Below are 18,426 nucleotides of genomic sequence, written 5' to 3' on the forward strand. Positions count from 1 at the left end.
AAGAGGGAATGGGAAGAAGACCGGACGCACCGGCCTTCTTCCTTCGATCACCCGCGCGGCTGGATTGCGGGCAGGAAGCTGCTCTTGCGCAGCAGCAGCGCCGATACGATCGACACCAGCAGCGCGACCGGCAATATCTCCGTCAGGGTCAGCGCCATGCGGAACAGCGGGTTCTTATACTGCTCCGCCATTGCCCCCATCTCGGCCGAAAACGCCGCGATCTCGGCCGCCGGTTTGCCCGCGGCGCGCATATCCTCGACGCTTGTGGCGATATAGTCGGCCATGAAGGTCCCCCCGGTTTGCCACATATAAAATTCCCAGCCGAGGATATAGAATAGCGACGCAACAAGCCCGATCCCGAACCCGACGCCCAGCGCCTTCCAGAAGGTGATGACCCCGCCCAGATTGACGTCGCGATAGCGCTTCACGCCGATGAAGACGAACAGCAGCGCGACCAGCATCGACAGATAGCCGGCGACCATCCCCATCGCGCCATGATCGGCAACGAAGGTGATGCTGATGAACATTCCGATGATGACGATGACGCCCGCGATGGCGCCGTAGACTGCAATGATCCTGCCCATGATATTCTCCCCAAATGGTGGATGCCACCCGGGATGGGACGAAACAACGAGCGAAATCCATCGCCCAAACGGGTGATTTGACGTTGTCGCCCGAATTTACGGCAGGATATCGAGCGTCCGTGCCTTTTGCACCGCCTGCGTCCGGCTGGCGACCGCCAGCTTCTCATAAACCCGCGCGACATGCGTCTTCACCGTGTTGGGCGAGATATCGAGCTGACGCGCGATGACCTTGTTGGCGTGCCCTGCCGCGAGCATTTCCAGCACCTCGCATTCGCGCGCGCTGAGGCCGAGCGCCGCGACCGCAGCGTCGTTGCGCACAAAGGCCTGACGTGGCCGCGCGGTGAGCCGGTTGCCGGCCCAGATTCCGAGCGCGACGAACAGGATCGCGATGCACGCGATGTAGAATTCGGTCGACCAGCGGTGCACGACATGTTTGTAATTCAGCCACTCAAGCAAAAAAGCCGCTGCGGCAAGGGCTGTGCCATAGAGGATGATCGGACGGGCCATGATCGGCGTAGATCATTGTCGGCCGCGGCTTGCAACACTGTCCCGGCGCAAGCCAACATCGTTACCGGAAAATTTACCATGCTGGCGTAGCGTCCGATCCATGGACAATTTTCGCACCCCCACGGCCCGCACCCACAAGCGCACCCCGGTATCGATCGACGTCACCGTCAACGGCGTACTGAATTTCATCGACGGCCGGATCACCGACTTGTCGGAAGGCGGCGCACGGATCGACGGGGCGAGCATGCCCGCGCGTTCGCGTTGCGAAATCCATTATGGCGGACAGGTGACCTATGCGGTCGTGATGTGGTCGGAATATGACCGCATGGGCGTACGCTTTCCTTATGAGCTGACGCACGGCGCGCTGTATAACGCCCTGAAAATCGCGCGCGACGCATCGATGGTCGAGCCCGCGCAGATTTTCCAGACGGCGCGTCCGATCAGCTTCGGACGTCGCGGACTTTCCTGATCGATCCACCGCGGCCGGCTTGCCGCGTTCGCCTTTTGTCCCTAGCTAGGGGGAGATGGCTCCCGACCCGCTCACCCTGCCCGCGATCCATGCGAGTCATATCGGCATCTGGATCGCCGACACGCATGGCCGCGTGCAGCGCGTCGGGCGCGGCGAGGCGATCGCTGCGGTCGCCGCAACGCCGCATTTGCTGCTCAACGCGACACTGACGGGCGACCGGCTTGGCTATCCTGAGCTGTCGGGACTCGACCTGCTCGAACTCTTCGCTTTCCTCTATCCCGCGCGCTTCGCAGTGCCGACCCCGGCGGGAATCGCCGCCGCCATCAGCCTGACGCCGCCGAAGAGCGAGGAAGACATAGCCGCCTTCCTGCCGAAAGCGGCCGCGGCGATGCTCGGCAGCCTCGATGATCCCGACTGGCCCGAGCGCGAAGGCGCATGGCACGGCGTGCAGGCGCTGGTCCGCCAGCGCTGGTCGTGGTCGCCGCTCGTCCAGCCACGTCTTTCGGCGCCGGAAGGCAATGATCGCTGGCTGTTTGCGCGCCTGCCCGAATGGGAGGAAACGCCGCCGCGCGGAGCGCCACGGCAAGTCAAGATCAACGTCGAGGACGTCAGCGCGCGCCTCGACCGGCTGACCGGCGATGGCGCCGAGCGCCGTCCGGGCCAGCAGGATTATGCCCGCGCAACCGCGGCAATCTTCGAACCGCGCGATCGCAAGGACACGCCGCAGATGCTCGTCGCCGAGGCAGGGACCGGGATTGGCAAGACGCTGGGCTACCTCGCGCCCGCCAAGCAATGGATCGACCAGTCGGCAGGCAGCGTCTGCATCTCGACCTTTACCAAGGCGTTGCAACGCCAATTGTCGCGCGAGACCGAAAAGCTCTATCCCGACCCCGAAACGCACCGCGAAAAGGTCGTCGTGCGCAAGGGGCGCGAAAATTACCTGTGCCTCCTCAACCTGGAGGATGCGTTGCAGGGCGGCTTTTCAGGCCGCGCCGCGATCCTCGCGCAACTTGTCGCGCGCTGGGCAGCGTATAGCCGCGACGGCGACATGATCGGCGGCGACCTGCCCGGCTGGCTCCCTGCCCTGTTCCGCCGCAACGGCACCACCGCGCTGACCGACCGTCGCGGCGAGTGCATCTATGCGGGCTGCCCGCATTTCCGCAAATGCTTCATCGAACGCTCGGCGCGCGCTGCGACGCAGGCCGACATCATCATCGCGAACCATGCGCTGACGATGGTGCAGGCTGCGCGCCCGCGTGACGGCGGGGCGCCAGCGACGCGGCTGATCTTCGACGAAGGCCATCATTTGTGGGACGCCGCCGACAGCATGTTCGCCGCGGCGCTCACGGGGCAGGAAGCCGTCGAAATCCGCCGCTGGGTGCTCGGCCCCGAGGGCAAGTCGCGTGGCCGCCGTCGCGGCCTCGCCGCGCGCCTTGCCGATGTCGCGAGTTATGACGAGGCGGGCGACCGCGCGATTCAGGCGGCGATCGCCGCCGCTGCCGAATTGCCCGGCGACGGCTGGCTCGGGCGATTGTCCGAGAATGCGCCGTGGGGCGCGATCGAACAATTGCTCGTCGCGGTGCGCGGGCAGGTTTATGCCCGCGCGGTCGACACGCGGACCGCCGACGCGGGCTATGGCCTCGAAACCGAACTCGCCGACCCCGATTCCGACCTTGTGACGGCTGCCGCGGCAGCGAGCGATGCAGTCGAGGCGTTGCTTCGCCCGCTGATGGCACTCGGCAAGCGACTCGACGCACTCGTCGACGATCCGCCAGACTGGCTCGACGGACAGGCTCGAGCACGCGTAGACGGCGCGCGGCACAGCCTTGGCACCCGCATCGACACATTGGGCGGCTGGCTCTCGCTGCTTGGGCGTGTCGGCGGCCCCGCCGATCCCGATTTCGTCGACTGGCTCGCGGTGGACCGCTACGATGGGCGCGAATTCGATACCGGACTGCATCGCCACTGGCTCGACCCGGCCAAGCCGATCGCCGAGGTCGTCTATCGCCCGGCACAGGGCGTGCTCGTGACCTCCGCAACGCTGCGGAACGGCGGCCATGGCAGCGGCGGCTGGGCCGACGCCGACATCCGCACCGGCGCGCGCCACATGGACGGCGGGGTGCAGCATTTCGCCGTCCCCAGTCCGTTCGACTATGCACGCCAGTCGGAGGTGCTGATCGTTACCGACATCGCGCGCGGCGACCTGCCCGCGCTCGCTGGCGCGTATAGCCGGTTAATCGAGGCGTCCGGCGGCGGCGCGCTCGGACTGTTCAGCGCGATCCGGCGGCTGCGTATCGTCCATTCGCGTATCGCCGACCGTCTCGCGCGCGCCGGGCTGCCGCTTTATGCCCAGCATGTCGACCCGCTCGACACCGGGACGCTTGTCGATATCTTCCGCGCCGACCCGCACGCTTCGCTGCTCGGCACCGATGCGCTGAGGGACGGCGTCGATGTACCGGGCGAATCGCTGCGACTGGTCGTGATGGAGGGCGTGCCCTGGCCGCGCCCGACGATCCTGCACGCGGCGCGGCGCGCGGCACAGGGGGGCAGCGCCTATGACGACATGGTCATCCGCGGGCGCATCGGTCAGGCGTTCGGTCGCCTGATCCGCCGCGCCGACGATTTCGGCCAGTTCGTGATGCTCTCCCCCAGTTTCCCGTCGCGCCTGCTCAGCGGTTTCCCCGAAGGCACGCCGATCCGCCGCCTGCCGCTCGACGAAGCGGTCAACCATGTCGCCGCTGCGAATGTCGAAAGGCGAAAAAGCGCCTATGCCGCCTTTTCACCGTCATGAGTTTGCGGCACAAGGCAGCGAATTTTCGGGGATAGCGCAGCGGCGCGGGGAGAAATTTTGAAGACTTTGACCATATTGCGCCATGCCAAATCGGGTTGGGACGTACAGGTCGAGCGCGATTTCGACCGCCCGATCAACAAACGCGGCGCGCGCGGCGCCGATCTGATCGGGCAATGGCTGAAAAGGCAAAAGCTGCCGGTCGATCGCATCATCGCCTCGCCTGCGGTGCGCGTAACCGAAACCCTCGATATCTTTCAGCCCGCCGCCGACTTGGGCACCATCGAGCCGCACTGGGACCGGCGCATCTATCTCGCTTCCGCCGCGACGCTGATCGACGTCATCCGCGACACGGGTCGCGACGCCGACCATCTGCTGATCTCGGGTCACAATCCCGGGCTGGAAGATCTGATCCTGATGCTCGTGCCCGAATCGGCGGACGATGAATTACGCGCGAAGGTCGAGGAAAAGCTGCCGACCTCGGCGCTGGCGCGGCTCGAACTCGATATCGACGACTGGCACGCCCTCGACGTGAACATGGCGCGGTTCGCCGGCTTCATTCGTCCGCGCGATCTCGACCCGAGCCTCGCGCCAGCGATGGATAACGACTAAAATTTAGTCGAGCGCGGCGACAAGCCTCTGGCGGAGGGCGACCAGTGCTTCGACCGGAACGCCAGCCGCGGTTCGCACCGGCCCCGCACTATCGAGCACCTCGCGCGTCAATGGCGTACGCGCCGTGGGCGCCGCCCCCGGTTCGGACAGCGCCTTGCGCGCACCCTCGACGGTAAAACCCTGCACGTGCAGCAGATGATGGATCCGCTCAGCCAGCGCGACGTCTTCGGTCCGGTAATAGCGGCGGCGACCCGAACGCTGGAGCGGCGTCAATTGGGGAAAACGCGTCTCCCAATAGCGCAGGACATGCGTCGGCACGCCGATGCGGACCGCAAGTTCGCCGATGGCGAGCATGGCGCCCGATGCCTTGCCGCCATCGTCGGACATGTCAAAATCCGACATGGGTCATATCCGGTCTATTTGCCGGCAACGCGCGCTCGCATCGTCTGGCTGGCGCGAAAGGTCATCACGCGCCGCGGCAGGATCGGCACTTCGATGCCGGTCTTTGGGTTGCGACCGACCCGCTGCGCCTTGTCGCGCAGCACGAAGGTGCCAAAGCCCGAAATTTTCACATTCTGCCCGCCGGCAAGCGCGTCGGACATATGATCGAGAATCGATTCGACGATCGAGGCCGATTCATTGCGCGACAGCCCGATCTGCTGGTTGATCCGCGTCGCAATGTCGGCTCGTGTAAGAGTCCCTGCGGTCATGTTGATCCCTTCCCCCTCTGAAGCGAAATGCAAGATTGGTTCCCGGACAGCCCCCACCGTCACGAGTCCCTTCAGCATGTGTAACAAATAGGAATTAATCCGCCAAACTGAAACGGATGGAGCGAGAAGTTCACGCGCCGGAGCGAAACGTCAGACGCGCAGGACTGCGGCGCCCCATGTGAAGCCGCCGCCCATCGCCTCGAGGACCACCAGATCGCCGCGCTTGATGCGCCCGTCGCGCACCGCGAGATCGAGCGCGAGTGGTACCGAAGCGGCAGACGTATTGGCATGCTGATCGACCGTCAGCACAACGCGTTCGGCCGGCAAACCCAGCTTTTTGGCGGTTGCGTCGATGATCCGCTTGTTCGCCTGATGCGGCACGACCCAGTCGATCGCATCGGGTGACAGGCCGACATCGGCCATCACCTCGCCCAGCACCGACGCAAGGTTGGTGACGGCATGGCGGAATACTTCGCGTCCCTGCATGCGGACATGACCGACCGTTCCGGTCGTCGACGGCCCGCCGTCGACATAGAGCATGCCTGCGTATTTTCCCTCGGCATGAAGGCGGGTCGCCAATATGCCGCGGTCGTCATCGACATCCTCGGCCGACAGGACGATCGCGCCCGCGCCGTCGCCAAACAGGACGCAGGTCGTGCGGTCTTCCCAGTCGAGGATACGGCTGAAGGTTTCGCTGCCGATCACCAGCGCATGCTTTGCTGCGCCGGTGCGCAGCATCGAGTCGGCAACCGACACCGCATAGAGGAAGCCCGAACAGACCGCCGCGACGTCGAAGGCGATGCAGTCGGGCGTACCAAGAAGCGCCTGCACCTTCGTCGCGCTGGCCGGAAACGTATTATCCGGGGTCGCGGTGGCGAGGATGATCAGGCCGATGTCGGATGGCTCGAGCCCGGCTGCTGCCAGCGCTTGCTGCGCAGCCGCAGCGCCCAGCGTTGCCGTCGTCTCGTCCGGTTCGGCGATATGGCGAAAGCGGATGCCGGTACGCTCGACGATCCATTCGTCGCTGGTGTCGACACGCTCTGCCAGGTCGGCGTTCGACACCCGGGTGCGCGGCAGGGCCGAGCCGGTGCCAGCCAGGATCGCGCGCAGCGTCATGCCGCGTCGCCGCTACGGAAATTCGCGAGATCCTCGGTCACCTGGCGCGTGATATCCTTCTCGATCAGCTCGGCGCAAAGGTGGACGCAGTTCGCGACCCCCTTTGCATCGGCGCTGCCGTGGCTTTTGAGCACGACGCCGTTCAAACCGAGGAACACCGCGCCATTGTGATTGTTGGGATCGAGATGATGTTTGAGCAGCTCGGTCGCGGGGCGTGAGATCAGGAAACCGATCTTCGAGCGCGTCGAACTGGTGAAGGCGCGGCGGAGCAGGTCGGTGACGAAGCGCGCAGTGCCCTCGATCGTCTTCAACGCGATATTGCCCGAAAAACCGTCATGGACGATGACATCGACTTCGCCGCGCGACAATTTGTCGCCTTCGATGAATCCGGTGAATTCCATCGGCAGGCCATGCGCCTCGCGCAGCCGCGCCGCGGCATCGCGAATCTCGTCGGTGCCCTTGAGTTCCTCGGTGCCGATATTGAGCAGCGCGACGCGCGGCCGCTGAAGCCCCATCGCGGTGCGTGCGTAGGCGGCGCCCATCACGGCGAACTGGATCAGATTGTTGGCATCGCAATCGGTGTTGGCGCCAAGGTCGAGCATGACGACATCGTTATCGCCCAGCGTCGGCAGCAGCGCCGCGAGCGCCGGCCGGTCGATCCCCGGCATCGTGCGCAGCGCCAGTTTGGACATCGCCATCAGCGCGCCAGTGTTGCCCGCCGACACGGCGCCGCCGGCATCGCCGCGCTTCACCGCGTCGATCGCCAGCCCCATCGAGGTGCTTTTCGCTTTGCGCAGCGCCTGGCTCGGCTTGTCCGAACCCGACACCACGCCGTCGGTGTGGATGATATCCGATGCCGCGCGCAGATTGGGGTGGTTTTCAAGCGCCGCCTTGATCTGCACCTCATCACCGACGAGGATGAAGCGGAGGCCGTCGTGCTTGTGGCGCGCCATGGCGGCGCCGGCGAGCATCATCTGCACGCCGACGTCACCGCCCATCGCATCGATTGCGATTCGCGGTGTCAGTGCCATTTTAGCGCCCTCCGGCTAAATTCTTACGCGCCGACCGACACCACTTCGCGGCCATTATAATGGCCGCAAGAGTTGCAAAGATTGTGCGGGCGCTTCAGCTCGCCACAGTTCGGGCATTCCTGAAAGGCTTCGACCTTCAGGCTGTCGTGGCTGCGACGCATGCCGCGCTTCGAGGGCGAGGTTTTTCGCTTGGGAACGGCCATGATATTTCCTGCATTCTTAAAGTGTGTGTCACGAATCGGCTACCCGGATTTGTCACCCCGTTGCCGGAAATGACTGGCCCGCCCGCCACGCCGAAGCCTGTTCCTGGCTATATAAGCCGGGAAAAATCTTCCGCCGGAGGGTGCCTCAACGCCAGATGGTGTCGGGTGCCGGATCGGGCGGGGCTATAGCGTTTTTGCCCGCAAAGGCAAGCCCATTGCATCCACAATTGCGCGGGCTTGCCGCTCCGGTCCGGGGATGCCACAGCGATACAGTCCGATCACGGCAATGTGGCGGCAAACAATGGGGGAAGCCAAATGATAATCTTGCCGATCAGCCTGACGATCGCCGCCGGCGCGGCGCTGCTCAACCTGTGGCTCTCGGTCCGCGTTGGCCGGGTGCGCACGAAAGAAAAGGTGTTCATCGGCGACGGCGGCAACGACCTGCTGACGCGGCGCATGCGCGCGCACAGCAATTTCGTCGAGAACACCGCTTTCGTGCTGATACTGCTCGCGCTGGTCGAACTCGGCCTCGGGTCGTCGCTTTGGCTGTGGGGTGTCGGCGCGCTCTATCTCGTCGGCCGCATCCTGCACGCGCTGGGTATGGACGGGCTGATGTGGGGCCGGATGGTCGGCACCATTATCACCATGCTCACCCAGCTCGGCCTCGCGCTGGGCGCGCTCGCGATCGTCTATCTGACGCCGACGGGCATCACGACGACGGCGATCGAGGAAACCACGGTCGCGGCGCCGCGATAATCCTTCTCCCCTCCCGCTTGCGGGAGGGGTTCAGCCCGCCGCCCCCAGCGCCATGTCGCTGACGAAGGGATTGGTGCGCCGTTCGTGCGCAAAATTGCTGTGCGCGCCGTGCCCGGGCAGGAATGTCGTGTCGCCGCCCAGCGGCCAAAGCTTCTGCGTGATCGAATCGAGCAATTGCTGGTGATTGCCGCGCGGGAAGTCGGTACGGCCGATCGATCCTTGAAAGATCACGTCGCCGACAATCGCCAGCTTCGACGGTCCGTGATGGAAAACGACGTGGCCGGGGGTGTGGCCGGGGCAATGGATGACATCGATCGTGAGGTTACCGACGGTCACCGTGTCGCCATCGACCAGCCAGCGATCGGGCTCGAACACCTCGCCGACCATGCCGAACCGTGCGCCGTCTTCGGCAAAGGCCTCGATCCAGAAGCGGTCGTCCTCATGCGGTCCCTCGATCGGCACGCCCAGCTCTTTCGCGAGCATGCCAGCCTGGCCGCAATGATCCATATGGCCGTGGGTGACGAGGATCTTTTCGACCTCGACCCCGGTCTGCCGGGCTGCGTCCTTCAGCTTGTCGAGGTCGCCGCCGGGATCGACAAAGGCCGCCTTGTTGGTTTCGGTGCACCACAAAAGCGTACAATTCTGCTGGAAGGCGGTGACGGGTACGATCGCGGCGCGGAGCGGAGGATTGGGAGCGTTCATGCCCCGCGATGTGGGCAAGATGACGCAATTTGGCAAGCCCGCGCCGCTTAGCGCAGCGTCATCGTGTCGCCTTCGACGTTCACCGCGGCCAATCTCGAAAGGAAGCTTTGCCCGAGCAGCGATATGCCCATATCGGAGTCGATCACCGCCGCCTGCACGTCGCGCACCTCGACCCCGTCGACCTCGACACTGTCGAGCATGACCATTCGCATCGGCACGACGCCGCCTGCGGTGCTGGCGGAGCCACCGACGGGAAGGTCGTCGACGTTAATCCCGATCGCCTCGGCATCGCTGCGCGTCAGCGCCACGATCGACGCACCGCTGTCCACCAGCATGCGAATATTTCGCCCGTCGATCTCGGTATCGGCGTAGAAATGCGAATCGCCCGAACGCTCGAGCAGAACCTCGCGCGACGAGCGCGAATCGCCGCTGGCCGCCGCCGCGGCCAAAGACTTGTCCTTACGAAGCTTGTGCGTCGTCCAATTGTCGTGATTGCCCGAAACGGCAGCTGGCGTTTCCACGGCGACATGGGACGAAGACCGGCTGGCGACCCCCGCCAAGCCGACCGCCACCGCCGCGATACCGACGGCCAATCCAATAACACGCCCCAACATGAGACGGCTTTTCCCGGAAAAGGGTTGGAGATTGGTTAAACGGGTTCGCGCCGTTCGATGAACGCCCGCCAGGTCGGCGTGTCGCCGCGAATGCTGTAGGCGATCCGCGCGCAGGCATAGGGTGTCCCCGGCCTGTTGTCGGCATCGACGGCCGTGGCCGGCCACGGCCCCTCGCCCTTGCCACCGGCGGACCAGCAAACCAGCGCCTCGGCCTCCTGCCCTGTCTCGATCGCCGCGCGCTCGTCGGCGTTCAACGATGGCGGCGCCGTCCATCCGAATATCGCATGCTGCGTCGCGTCACTGGAAAACAGGGCGTGAAGGAACGGGCTCGCCGGGTCGCGAAGCAGGCTATGGACGAGATCGCGGTCGGCTGCCGCCAGCCATTGTCCGCCGAGCAGCGGCCCCCACTGCGCCTCGTCGCGCGACCGAAGCGCCGCTGCCAATTGGCTTGCCGCGGCTTCGAAGCGCGGCGTCCATGCCGAATCAGCGGCGAATGGAGCAAGTCTGGAGGGCGACGGGGCAGCATCCGGGGCGACCGGCAACAACGAAACGGGGGCTCCGTCGTCGCTCGATTCGGTTGCCATGACCGGCATGGCGGCGAAAACGGCGACCAGCGCCGATGCAATCAGGAAAGCGCGCATGCCCGGGTCATAGCAGAAATTGCCGCGCCTGTCAGGCGCCCGCCGGCACCAGTGCACCGCGCATCCACAGCGGCGCAGCCGACGGATCGATGCCCTCGACCCGACGATGCTCGACCGACCAGCCAAGTTCGGGATAGGCGACGACCTGTCGCTTCTCGTCGGCCGCGCCGATCGGCACGACGACGAGCCGCCGGTTGACCTTTTGCCGCCAGTTCATCCGTGCGGTATTTTCCTGCCCGACGTAACAGCCCTTGGTAAAGCTGACCCCGTTCAGTTCGGCGGCATTGCATTCGAGCCACAGCGTCGTGCCGTCGCCAAGCTCGCCGCGCCCTTCGGTGACGCCGAGCGCCAGGCGATGCGCGCGCCATGCCGCGTCGGCGCCCTCGCCTTCGCCCGGGGGCGCAAGCCAGCGCTGGCCAAGTTCGGAAAGCCGGGGATCGACAACGCCGAGGTCGCCTTCGGGTGCCCAATGGACCGCCAGACCGGGTTCGACCGCAATCGTGATGGCGCGGCGAAGACGATAGAGCGTCAAGCGCTTCGCGAGCGCCTCGGCGGCATCGCGTTCGCAATCGATCAGGACGTCGTCTTCGTCGCCCCAGATCAGGAAATCGAACAGCGCCTTGCCCTGCGCGGTCAGCAGCGCCGCCCATACCGGCAGATTGCCCGACGTGTCGCTGGTCACCAGCCCTTGCAGGAAGCCGCGGACATCCTCCCCAGACAGACGGATGAGGGCGCGGTCGATGAGGGTGGTATTGGCCATGACGATAATTTAGGGGCAGAACAGCCAAAACCAAGCACCCTTTTCTTCGCGAGACCCGCATGACCGACCGCCTGACGATCCGCCGCCCCGACGACTGGCACGTCCACCTGCGCGATGGCGCGATGCTGGACCATGTCGCGCCCTATACCGCGCGCCAGTTTGCCCGGGCGATCGTGATGCCGAACCTGTCGCCGCCGGTGACGACCGCCGAAGAGGGCCGCGCCTATCGCGACCGGATCAACGCCGCGGTCCCGGCCGACCTCGAGTTCACCCCGCTGATCGTCGCCTACCTCACCGACCATAGCAGCGCCGACGAAATGGCGCGCGGCCATGCAGAAGGCGTGTTCACCGCGGCCAAACTCTATCCCGCAAACGCGACCACGGGCAGCGCGCACGGCGTCACCGACATCGCTAAGATCATGCCGGTGCTCGAACGCATGGCAGGCATCGGCATGCCGCTGCTGATCCACGGCGAGGTTACCGACCATGACGTCGACATCTTCGACCGCGAGGCGGTGTTTATCGAACGCACGCTCGAACCGCTGGTCCGCGCCCTCCCCGCGCTCAAGATCGTGTTCGAACATATTACGACGGCCGAGGCCGCGCAGTTCGTTGCCGACGCGCCCGTCAATGTCGCCGCGACGATCACGCCGCAGCACCTGCACATCAATCGCAATGCGATGCTCGTCGGCGGCATCCGGCCGCACGCCTATTGCCTGCCCGTCGCCAAACGCGAACATCACCGGCTTGCGGTGCGAAAAGCCGCCACGTCGGGGTCGCCGAAATTCTTCCTCGGCACCGACAGCGCCCCGCATGCGGTGCATACGAAAGAAGCTTCGTGCGGCTGCGCCGGGATTTTCAACGCGCCCTATGCGCTCGAAAGCTATGCGACCGCGTTTGACCAGGACGGTGCGCTGGGCAATTTCGAAGGCTTTGCCAGCGAACATGGACCGCGCTTCTATGGGCTTCCGCTCAACACCGGCACGGTGACGCTCGAACGCGCCGAGGTCGTCGTGCCCGATCGCGTTGGCGAGGTCGTCCCGTTCCACGCCGGTGAAACGCTCGGCTGGCGCATCGCCTCTTAAGCCGCCGGCATCATCCGGTCGGCGCGCATCTTGCGCCACATGTCGAAACTGAACACCGCGATGCTGACCCAGATCAGCAGGAAACAGACGAGTTGCGCGGGCTTCAGTGGTTCATGAAAAACGAAGAGGCTGAGCAGAAAAGCAATGCTCGGCGCGAGATATTGGACGAAGCCGAGCGCCGCATAGCTCATCCGGCGCGCCGCGGTCGCGAACAGCAAAAGCGGCACTGCTGTAACGACCCCGCCCGCCGCGAGCAGCCAGCTGATCCCAGCTTCCGATCCGAAACCGCGCCCGTCGCCGAGCCAGATATAATATGCCGCGCCGGCAATCGCCAAAGGCAACAGCAATGTCGTCTCGATCGCAAGGCCGGGCAGCGATCCGACCGGCACGATCTTGCGGATCAAGCCATAGGTGCCGAAACTGAACGCCAGCGTAAGACTGATCCACAATGTGTCGAGCGCGCCCGCCAGCAGGATCGCGACGCCGATGCCCGCGATGACCACGGCCAGCCCCTGAAGCCGGCTCAGCCTTTCGCCGAGGAAGATCATCCCGAGCATCACATTGACCAGCGGGTTGAGATAATAGCCGAGACTGGCCGCGAGCACATGGTCGGTGAAGATCGAATAGATATACACCAGCCAGTTGAGCGCGATCAGCACCGAACTGACCAGCAGCAAGCGCAGCACGCGCCAATCGCGAAGCGCCGTCAGATAGTCGCCGATCTGGCGCCGGAACGCCATGATCAGGAAGCAGAGCGGCAGAGACCAGACGATCCGCTGCGCCAGCACCTCGGCGGGCGGTACGCTCGATAACAGCTTGAAGAAGAGCGGAACGAAGCCCCAGATCAGATAGGCACCGAGCGCGAAGGGCAAGCCGCCCTGATTGCTCCCCGAGGGGGCCGCTGGCTGATTCATGATCGAAAGCTGCCTTCCGGCCGAAGATTCAGATGATGCCGCCGCCCAGCATCAGGCGGATAACGCCGATGACGATGACAACGATGTTCAGATTGCGCCCGCTCGTCTTGTCGGACATCGCGCCGAGCGCGAGGCCGATTACGGCAAAGGGCACGATCACCCAGTTTGCCCAACCCAGCAGCGGGATGAACGCAAAAACGGCCAGAACCAAGGCGATGGCGCCAATGACGAGCGATCCGATATTCAACATATCCGGATTGTCGCACGCCGCTGACGACGCGGCAAGGCCCTTTCGGTTCGTCGATGGAACAGGGCATTTCGTCTTGTTGCCTTGGGTTAATGCAACGGGTTTGCGACCCGGCTCGTTTTCCGGTCGAAGCGCCCGGTCTTGTGCAAGCGAGACGAGGCGCAGAACCAGGAAAGGACTTTAACATGCGTAATTTCACCAAGGGCCTGATGGGCGCGTTTGCCGCCGCCAGCGTCGCCCTGACCGCGCCGGCCTATGCAGGCATCGCGGCTCCGGCGAAGGCCGATGGTTTCCATCAGCTCGACCAGTCGTCTAACTTCTACAAGAAGCGCAAAGATCGCCGCTATTATGCCCGCGACGAACGCATCAATTCGAACACCCGCGTGTGGCGCGACAATGACGGCCGTTATCGCTGCAAGAAGGACAATGGCACGACCGGCCTTCTGATCGGCGGCGCCGTCGGCGGCCTCGCGGGTCATGAGATCGCAGGCGGCGGCGACAAACTGCTCGGTACCGTGCTCGGTGCCGCCGGTGGCGCCCTTTTGGGCCGCGAGATCGACCGCGACAAATATCGCTGCCGCTAAGCGATAGCTAACCGTCTCGAGTGCGGGTTCGGACCCCTCCAATCCGTACGCGCTGATGGCGAAGGCACCGGGCTAAACCCCGGTGCCTTCAAGCGTATGCGCTTGCCGAATGCGCCCTCTTGCCGCAGAAGCGTCGACCAATCGCCGCGGGAGAGACTTTATGCTGAACGGCCCCCTGCTCGTTACCGAGCGACTGATCCTCCGCCCGCCCGCGACCGAGGATTTCGACGGCTTCGCCGAAATGTGCACCGAAGAAGAAACGATGCGCTTCATCGGCGGCACCTGCCCGCGCTCGCAAGCCTGGCGCGCCTGGTGCACGCTTGCCGGCGCGTGGCATATCCGCGGCTTTTCGATGTTTTCGGTGATCGAACGCGCGACCGGTGAATGGGTCGGACGCCTCGGCCCGTGGGAACCCGACGGCTGGCCGGCACCCGAGATCGGCTATGGCGTGCGCGCCAAATTCGCCGGCAAGGGCTATGCGCTCGAAGGCAGCGTCGCGGCGTGCGACTTCGCAGTCGAATTTCTGAAATGGCCCGAACTGATGCACAGCATCGACCCGGACAATATCCGGTCGCAGGCGCTGGCAAAACGGCTCGGCGCCACGAACAGCGGCCCCACCCGCCTTCCCGCCCCTTTCGAGGATGCGCCGGTCGATGCGTGGACGCAGAGCGCCGATGCGTGGCGGGCAAAGCGCAAGGAATTCCTGCCCGGAGCGTGAACCAACGAGCGAAAACGTCTCGCTTCGGGACGGTTTTCGGCTAACAAACCCCTGCCCGTTAACGCATTTTATTTGGGCCTTTTTGACCAGGATCGGGCATTCCCGGTAAAGGATAAGGGAGTGTTAGCGATGATGTTGCGCGGAAAATGGCTGGTTACCGGCTTGCTGATGGCGGCGGCGCCGCTTGCCGGCTGCCGGGATAATCCCGAAGCCAAAGCCGAACTCTCGCCGCTCGACGACGGGCTGACCAATGCCGATCCGGCAATCAAGGGTTCGCTCGAAGACAAGATCATGGTCGACCCCAAATTGGCTGGCCAGTCGAACAAGAACGCCGTGGGCCCGGGCAACAAGCCCGTCGACGGCGGGGTTCCGGGCTTGGCGGGCGGCAAGGCCGCGACCGCCGCCGAAGCCGCCGCGGCGCAGGCGGCGGGCAAATTGCTCACCGCCCCGAAAGCTCTGCCGTTTGAAGCGGGATGCGACGGCTGCGAGGCGCAGAAACGCCCTGTCACGATCGGCGCGCTCGCGCGCGACCAGCAAAAGGGCAGCTGCGACGCCAAGCTCACCTATGGCAATGGCTGGGCCGACCGTCTTCCCGCCGCGTTCAAAGTCTATCCACGGGCGACGCTGCGCGAAGCCGCGGGCATCGCCGGTGGCAAGTGCAACATTCGCGTCGTCAATTTCCAGACCGCGGCGTCGATGCAGGCGGTGCTTGATTATTATCACACGATGGCGATCCGCGCCGGCTATACCAGCGACCACCGCGTCAACGGCAGCGAACACATGCTCGGCGGCACGAAGGGCGATCTCGCCTACGTGCTGATGATGCGCCGCGACGGCGGCATGACCGACGTTGATCTGGTCGCGTCCGGGGGCAAATAAGCGCGAGGCAAATAAGCCAATTTTTCGAACGCAATGAAAAGGCCCCGGGGAGAGGGAACCCCGGGGCCTTTGTCATGCTTGCGTGACGAACAAGTCGTCAGATCTTGTCGCCGAGCGCACCTTGGACCTTGCCCTTCACATTCTGGGCTTCGCCCTTGCGCTCCTGCGCCTCGCCTTCGGCGCGGAGGCGTTCATTGTCGGTCGCCTTGCCGATCGCCTGCTTGGTGTTGCCAGCGGCTTCGTTGGCGAGGCCTTTGGCTTTTTCGGTGAATTCACCCATGATGTATCTCCTTTGATTGCAGGGAGAGGCCGAGCGACCTCTTACTGTATCAACGTGGAGCGACGGGCAAGGTTGCGCATTTTGCGACTAACCGCTTGTCGTAAAATGATTTTTTTATCGGAACATCTGCGACTAGCGGCGCGTTGATGTTCAAATCAGTCCCGCCAGCGGGCTCGACGGATCGGCATAGCGCCTGAGCCCCATCCGCCCCGACAGATAGGCATCGCGCCCCGCTTCGACCGCCAGCTTCATCGCCCGCGCCATGCGGATCGGGTCTTTCGCCTCGGCAATCGCGGTGTTCATCAGCACGCCATCGCAGCCCAGTTCCATCGCAACCGCGGCATCGCTCGCGGTCCCCACGCCCGCATCGACGAGCACCGGCACCGACGCGCCTTCGACGATCAGGCGGATGGTAACGCGGTTCTGGATACCCAGCCCCGATCCGATCGGCGCGCCGAGCGGCATCACCGCCACCGCACCCGCATCCTCGAGCTGCTTCGCCGCGATCGGATCGTCGACGCAATAGACCATCGGCAGAAAGCCTTCCTTGGCGAGCACTTCGGTCGCCTCGAGCGTCTCGCGCATATTCGGATAGAGCGTCTTCGCCTCACCGAGCACCTCGAGCTTCACCAGGTCCCAGCCGCCCGCCTCGCGCGCCAGCCGCAGCGTGCGGATCGCATCATCGGCGTTGAAGCAACCCGCGGTGTTGGGCAGGTAGGTGATCTTCCTGGGATCGATATAGTCGGTGAGCATCGGCGCATTCGGATCCGACACATTGACGCGGCGCACCGCGACGGTGACGATCTCCGCCCCCGACGCTTCGACCGCGGCGGCATTCTGTTCGAAATCCTTATATTTGCCGGTCCCGACAATCAGCCGCGACGTAAACGTCCGTCCGGCAACGCTCCAAGTGTCGGTCAACAACCGCCTCCCACAAAATGTACGATTTCCAGCGCATCGCCCTCGGCGAGCGCGACGTCGGCGAGCGTCGAGCGCGGCACGATCGTGCGATTGCGCTCGACCGCGACCTTTTTCACATCAAGCCCCAGCGAGGCGACGAGGTCGGCGATGCTGCCTTCGCGCACCTGCCTTTGTTCGCCGTTGAGGATCACAGAAATCACCGCGGGTCCGCCTTGCTTTGCCTTTGCCGAGCAGCCCATATAGGGGGACCGCGCGTCCTCGCAACCGAAAGCCCGACCCTTGACCGACAAGCCCCTGACCATTGAGCGCTCCAACGAGCGGACCGACAAGCCCACCGTCTTTGTCTTTTCCGGCCCCAACCTCAACCTGCTCGGCACGCGCGAGCCCGAGATTTACGGCCATGACACGCTGAACGACATTCATGCGCGGCTCGAGGCGCAGGCCGCCGAGCTGGGTCTGCGCGTCGAATGCCGCCAGACGAACCATGAAGGCGTTCTGATCGACTGGCTGCACGAAGCCTATATCGCGGGCGCGAAAGCGGTACTGCTCAACGCCGGCGGTTATACACATACATCGGTCGCGATCCACGACGCGATCCGGTCGATCAAGGTGCCGGTGATCGAGGTTCATCTGTCGGACCCGATGACCCGCGAAGAATTCCGCCACATCAGCTATGTCGGCATGGCGGCGGTCGACCATTTTGCAGGGCATGGCGCGAACAGCTATACGCTGGCGCTGGACGCCGCCGCCCGTCTCTGACAATAGGGCGCATCAAAAACGGGGTCCGAGCGTCCTTTTAATAGACGCCGCAGCAACAGGAAAATTCTCATGGGTGACCATAAAGACAATGGCATCAACATCGATCCGGCCTATGTGCGCGCGCTCGCCGAGCTGCTCGACGACACCGGATTGTCCGAAATCGAGGTCGAAGACGGCGAACGCAAGATCCGCGTCGCGCGCCAGCTGACCGCCGCCACAGCGCCCGTCGCCTATGCGCCCGCGCCCGTTGCGGCACCGGCTGCGGCCGCGCCGGCAGCTGCCGCAGCTCCCGCCGCCGACAGCTTCGCCGACGCCGTGAAGTCACCGATGGTCGGCACGGTCTATCTTTCGCCCGAACCCGGCGCGCCGAATTTCGCCGCCATCGGTTCGGCGGTGAAGGCCGGCGACACGATCCTGATCATCGAGGCGATGAAGGTCATGAACCCGATCGTCGCGCCTGCCGCGGGCACGCTGAAGGGCGTGCATGTCGAAAACAGCCAGCCGGTCGAATTCGACCAGCCGCTGTTCACCATCGCCTGAGCTTCG

Annotated in this window: 26 protein-coding genes; 10 read left to right on the forward strand and 16 right to left on the reverse strand. The window is 64.5% G+C overall.

The features are described from left to right. Window positions 1-47: 47 nt before the first annotated feature. On the reverse strand, window positions 48-584 hold the full coding sequence (locus AC3A43_RS07380; protein ID WP_487791860.1) for a DUF4199 domain-containing protein: 537 nt from the start codon (window positions 582-584) through the stop codon (window positions 48-50). 96 nt (window positions 585-680) lie between these two features. Further along, window positions 681-1,091, reverse strand: coding sequence for a response regulator transcription factor (locus tag AC3A43_RS07385; protein ID WP_487791861.1), 411 nt, complete (start codon window positions 1,089-1,091; stop codon window positions 681-683). A 100-nt stretch (window positions 1,092-1,191) separates the two neighbouring features. On the opposite strand from AC3A43_RS07385, the gene AC3A43_RS07390 reads away from it, so the two are divergent. The 3 genes from AC3A43_RS07390 to AC3A43_RS07400 are packed head-to-tail and all read left to right on the forward strand — an operon-like array spanning window position 1,192 to window position 4,960. Next, entirely contained in the window at window positions 1,192-1,560 is a 369-nt protein-coding gene (locus AC3A43_RS07390; RefSeq protein WP_487791862.1) for a PilZ domain-containing protein, read from the forward strand. A gap of 55 nt (window positions 1,561-1,615) precedes the next feature. Further along, the gene (locus AC3A43_RS07395) at window positions 1,616-4,351 is read left to right on the forward strand and encodes an ATP-dependent DNA helicase (protein WP_487791863.1); all 2,736 of its coding nucleotides are present in this window, start codon (window positions 1,616-1,618) and stop codon (window positions 4,349-4,351) included. Window positions 4,352-4,408: 57 nt separating this feature from the next. Next, a complete protein-coding gene (locus AC3A43_RS07400) occupies window positions 4,409-4,960 on the forward strand; it encodes a SixA phosphatase family protein (RefSeq protein ID WP_487791864.1) in 552 nt (183 codons plus the stop codon). A 3-nt stretch (window positions 4,961-4,963) separates the two neighbouring features. Here the strand turns inward: AC3A43_RS07400 and AC3A43_RS07405 are convergent, their stop codons facing one another. The 5 genes from AC3A43_RS07405 to rpmF form a co-directional block, all read right to left on the reverse strand. Then, entirely contained in the window at window positions 4,964-5,362 is a 399-nt protein-coding gene (locus AC3A43_RS07405) for a MerR family transcriptional regulator (RefSeq protein ID WP_487791865.1), read from the reverse strand. Window positions 5,363-5,376: 14 nt separating this feature from the next. After that, on the reverse strand, window positions 5,377-5,670 hold the full coding sequence (locus tag AC3A43_RS07410) for an integration host factor subunit alpha (RefSeq protein ID WP_487791866.1): 294 nt from the start codon (window positions 5,668-5,670) through the stop codon (window positions 5,377-5,379). Between the two features lie 150 nt (window positions 5,671-5,820). Beyond that, on the reverse strand, window positions 5,821-6,786 hold the full coding sequence (locus tag AC3A43_RS07415) for a beta-ketoacyl-ACP synthase III (protein WP_487791867.1): 966 nt from the start codon (window positions 6,784-6,786) through the stop codon (window positions 5,821-5,823). After that, window positions 6,783-7,817 carry a phosphate acyltransferase PlsX gene (gene plsX, locus AC3A43_RS07420; protein ID WP_487791868.1) on the reverse strand — a complete coding sequence of 345 codons (1,035 nt, stop codon included), beginning with the start codon at window positions 7,815-7,817 and terminating at the stop codon, window positions 6,783-6,785. The genes AC3A43_RS07415 and plsX overlap by 4 nt, the downstream gene beginning before the upstream one ends. A 23-nt stretch (window positions 7,818-7,840) precedes the next feature. Continuing rightward, a complete protein-coding gene (gene rpmF, locus AC3A43_RS07425) occupies window positions 7,841-8,020 on the reverse strand; it encodes a 50S ribosomal protein L32 (RefSeq protein ID WP_487791869.1) in 180 nt (59 codons plus the stop codon). A gap of 315 nt (window positions 8,021-8,335) precedes the next feature. Between rpmF and AC3A43_RS07430 the strand changes: the two genes are divergently transcribed. Next, on the forward strand, window positions 8,336-8,776 hold the full coding sequence (locus AC3A43_RS07430; protein WP_487791870.1) for an MAPEG family protein: 441 nt from the start codon (window positions 8,336-8,338) through the stop codon (window positions 8,774-8,776). Between the two features lie 30 nt (window positions 8,777-8,806). On the opposite strand, the gene AC3A43_RS07435 is transcribed toward AC3A43_RS07430, so the two are convergent. From AC3A43_RS07435 to ygfZ, 4 genes are read right to left on the reverse strand one after another with little or no spacing between them, the layout of a single operon-like run. Further along, window positions 8,807-9,478: an MBL fold metallo-hydrolase gene (locus AC3A43_RS07435; protein WP_487791871.1), complete on the reverse strand. Its 672-nt coding sequence runs from the start codon at window positions 9,476-9,478 to the stop codon at window positions 8,807-8,809. A gap of 47 nt (window positions 9,479-9,525) precedes the next feature. Next, window positions 9,526-10,092 (reverse strand): retropepsin-like aspartic protease family protein, encoded by a 567-nt coding sequence (locus AC3A43_RS07440; RefSeq protein WP_487791872.1) that lies wholly within the window; start codon window positions 10,090-10,092, stop codon window positions 9,526-9,528. A gap of 35 nt (window positions 10,093-10,127) precedes the next feature. After that, window positions 10,128-10,733: a hypothetical protein gene (locus tag AC3A43_RS07445; protein WP_487791873.1), complete on the reverse strand. Its 606-nt coding sequence runs from the start codon at window positions 10,731-10,733 to the stop codon at window positions 10,128-10,130. A 31-nt stretch (window positions 10,734-10,764) separates the two neighbouring features. After that, entirely contained in the window at window positions 10,765-11,493 is a 729-nt protein-coding gene (gene ygfZ, locus AC3A43_RS07450; RefSeq protein ID WP_487791874.1) for a CAF17-like 4Fe-4S cluster assembly/insertion protein YgfZ, read from the reverse strand. Window positions 11,494-11,552: 59 nt separating this feature from the next. Here ygfZ and pyrC point away from each other — a divergent pair, with 59 nt between their 5' ends. After that, complete coding sequence (gene pyrC / locus AC3A43_RS07455) at window positions 11,553-12,578, forward strand: dihydroorotase (RefSeq protein ID WP_487791875.1); 1,026 nt, start codon at window positions 11,553-11,555, stop codon at window positions 12,576-12,578. On the opposite strand, the gene rarD is transcribed toward pyrC, so the two are convergent. Further along, entirely contained in the window at window positions 12,575-13,492 is a 918-nt protein-coding gene (rarD, locus tag AC3A43_RS07460; RefSeq protein ID WP_487791876.1) for an EamA family transporter RarD, read from the reverse strand. The two genes, pyrC and rarD, sit on opposite strands and share 4 nt — an antisense overlap. 28 nt (window positions 13,493-13,520) lie before the next feature. Further along, window positions 13,521-13,742, reverse strand: a complete 222-nt coding sequence (locus AC3A43_RS07465) for a hypothetical protein (protein ID WP_487791877.1) — start codon at window positions 13,740-13,742, stop codon at window positions 13,521-13,523. Window positions 13,743-13,924: 182 nt separating this feature from the next. Between AC3A43_RS07465 and AC3A43_RS07470 the strand changes: the two genes are divergently transcribed. From AC3A43_RS07470 to AC3A43_RS07480, 3 genes are all read left to right on the forward strand, one after another. Then, window positions 13,925-14,323 (forward strand): glycine zipper 2TM domain-containing protein, encoded by a 399-nt coding sequence (locus tag AC3A43_RS07470; protein ID WP_487791878.1) that lies wholly within the window; start codon window positions 13,925-13,927, stop codon window positions 14,321-14,323. Window positions 14,324-14,483: 160 nt separating this feature from the next. Continuing rightward, window positions 14,484-15,041, forward strand: a complete 558-nt coding sequence (locus AC3A43_RS07475) for a GNAT family N-acetyltransferase (protein ID WP_487791879.1) — start codon at window positions 14,484-14,486, stop codon at window positions 15,039-15,041. A gap of 129 nt (window positions 15,042-15,170) precedes the next feature. Continuing rightward, the gene (locus AC3A43_RS07480) at window positions 15,171-15,920 is read left to right on the forward strand and encodes a hypothetical protein (RefSeq protein WP_487791880.1); all 750 of its coding nucleotides are present in this window, start codon (window positions 15,171-15,173) and stop codon (window positions 15,918-15,920) included. Between the two features lie 97 nt (window positions 15,921-16,017). Here AC3A43_RS07480 and AC3A43_RS07485 read toward each other — a convergent pair whose 3' ends face one another. The 3 genes from AC3A43_RS07485 to thiS form a co-directional block, all read right to left on the reverse strand. Further along, window positions 16,018-16,200, reverse strand: coding sequence for a CsbD family protein (locus tag AC3A43_RS07485; RefSeq protein ID WP_487791881.1), 183 nt, complete (start codon window positions 16,198-16,200; stop codon window positions 16,018-16,020). 150 nt (window positions 16,201-16,350) lie between these two features. Continuing rightward, entirely contained in the window at window positions 16,351-17,121 is a 771-nt protein-coding gene (locus AC3A43_RS07490) for a bifunctional sulfur carrier protein/thiazole synthase protein (protein WP_487791882.1), read from the reverse strand. After that, window positions 17,118-17,321: a sulfur carrier protein ThiS gene (gene thiS / locus AC3A43_RS07495; protein WP_487791883.1), complete on the reverse strand. Its 204-nt coding sequence runs from the start codon at window positions 17,319-17,321 to the stop codon at window positions 17,118-17,120. The genes AC3A43_RS07490 and thiS overlap by 4 nt, the downstream gene beginning before the upstream one ends. 79 nt (window positions 17,322-17,400) lie before the next feature. Here thiS and AC3A43_RS07500 point away from each other — a divergent pair, with 79 nt between their 5' ends. Continuing rightward, the gene (locus tag AC3A43_RS07500) at window positions 17,401-17,880 is read left to right on the forward strand and encodes a type II 3-dehydroquinate dehydratase (RefSeq protein ID WP_487791884.1); all 480 of its coding nucleotides are present in this window, start codon (window positions 17,401-17,403) and stop codon (window positions 17,878-17,880) included. A gap of 69 nt (window positions 17,881-17,949) precedes the next feature. Continuing rightward, window positions 17,950-18,420, forward strand: coding sequence for an acetyl-CoA carboxylase biotin carboxyl carrier protein (gene accB / locus AC3A43_RS07505; RefSeq protein WP_487791885.1), 471 nt, complete (start codon window positions 17,950-17,952; stop codon window positions 18,418-18,420). Window positions 18,421-18,426 lie beyond the last annotated feature (6 nt).

The organism is Sphingopyxis sp. Soil_C_28 (genome assembly GCF_057657055.1).

Excerpts from the sequence above, each read along its gene's own strand:
- AC3A43_RS07380 (WP_487791860.1), bottom strand. The coding sequence starts at position 584 with ATGGGCAGGATCATTGCAGTCTACGGCGCCATCGCGGGCGTCATCGTC.
- AC3A43_RS07385 (WP_487791861.1), bottom strand. The coding sequence starts at position 1,091 with ATGGCCCGTCCGATCATCCTCTATGGCACAGCCCTTGCCGCAGCGGCT.
- AC3A43_RS07390 (WP_487791862.1), top strand. The coding sequence starts at position 1,192 with ATGGACAATTTTCGCACCCCCACGGCCCGCACCCACAAGCGCACCCCG.
- AC3A43_RS07395 (WP_487791863.1), top strand. The coding sequence starts at position 1,616 with ATGGCTCCCGACCCGCTCACCCTGCCCGCGATCCATGCGAGTCATATC.
- AC3A43_RS07405 (WP_487791865.1), bottom strand. The coding sequence starts at position 5,362 with ATGTCGGATTTTGACATGTCCGACGATGGCGGCAAGGCATCGGGCGCC.
- AC3A43_RS07410 (WP_487791866.1), bottom strand. The coding sequence starts at position 5,670 with ATGACCGCAGGGACTCTTACACGAGCCGACATTGCGACGCGGATCAAC.
- AC3A43_RS07415 (WP_487791867.1), bottom strand. The coding sequence starts at position 6,786 with ATGACGCTGCGCGCGATCCTGGCTGGCACCGGCTCGGCCCTGCCGCGC.
- plsX (WP_487791868.1), bottom strand. The coding sequence starts at position 7,817 with ATGGCACTGACACCGCGAATCGCAATCGATGCGATGGGCGGTGACGTC.
- rpmF (WP_487791869.1), bottom strand. The coding sequence starts at position 8,020 with ATGGCCGTTCCCAAGCGAAAAACCTCGCCCTCGAAGCGCGGCATGCGT.
- AC3A43_RS07430 (WP_487791870.1), top strand. The coding sequence starts at position 8,336 with ATGATAATCTTGCCGATCAGCCTGACGATCGCCGCCGGCGCGGCGCTG.
- AC3A43_RS07435 (WP_487791871.1), bottom strand. The coding sequence starts at position 9,478 with ATGAACGCTCCCAATCCTCCGCTCCGCGCCGCGATCGTACCCGTCACC.
- AC3A43_RS07440 (WP_487791872.1), bottom strand. The coding sequence starts at position 10,092 with ATGTTGGGGCGTGTTATTGGATTGGCCGTCGGTATCGCGGCGGTGGCG.
- AC3A43_RS07445 (WP_487791873.1), bottom strand. The coding sequence starts at position 10,733 with ATGCGCGCTTTCCTGATTGCATCGGCGCTGGTCGCCGTTTTCGCCGCC.
- ygfZ (WP_487791874.1), bottom strand. The coding sequence starts at position 11,493 with ATGGCCAATACCACCCTCATCGACCGCGCCCTCATCCGTCTGTCTGGG.
- pyrC (WP_487791875.1), top strand. The coding sequence starts at position 11,553 with ATGACCGACCGCCTGACGATCCGCCGCCCCGACGACTGGCACGTCCAC.
- rarD (WP_487791876.1), bottom strand. The coding sequence starts at position 13,492 with ATGAATCAGCCAGCGGCCCCCTCGGGGAGCAATCAGGGCGGCTTGCCC.
- AC3A43_RS07465 (WP_487791877.1), bottom strand. The coding sequence starts at position 13,742 with ATGTTGAATATCGGATCGCTCGTCATTGGCGCCATCGCCTTGGTTCTG.
- AC3A43_RS07470 (WP_487791878.1), top strand. The coding sequence starts at position 13,925 with ATGCGTAATTTCACCAAGGGCCTGATGGGCGCGTTTGCCGCCGCCAGC.
- AC3A43_RS07475 (WP_487791879.1), top strand. The coding sequence starts at position 14,484 with ATGCTGAACGGCCCCCTGCTCGTTACCGAGCGACTGATCCTCCGCCCG.
- AC3A43_RS07480 (WP_487791880.1), top strand. The coding sequence starts at position 15,171 with ATGATGTTGCGCGGAAAATGGCTGGTTACCGGCTTGCTGATGGCGGCG.
- AC3A43_RS07485 (WP_487791881.1), bottom strand. The coding sequence starts at position 16,200 with ATGGGTGAATTCACCGAAAAAGCCAAAGGCCTCGCCAACGAAGCCGCT.
- accB (WP_487791885.1), top strand. The coding sequence starts at position 17,950 with ATGGGTGACCATAAAGACAATGGCATCAACATCGATCCGGCCTATGTG.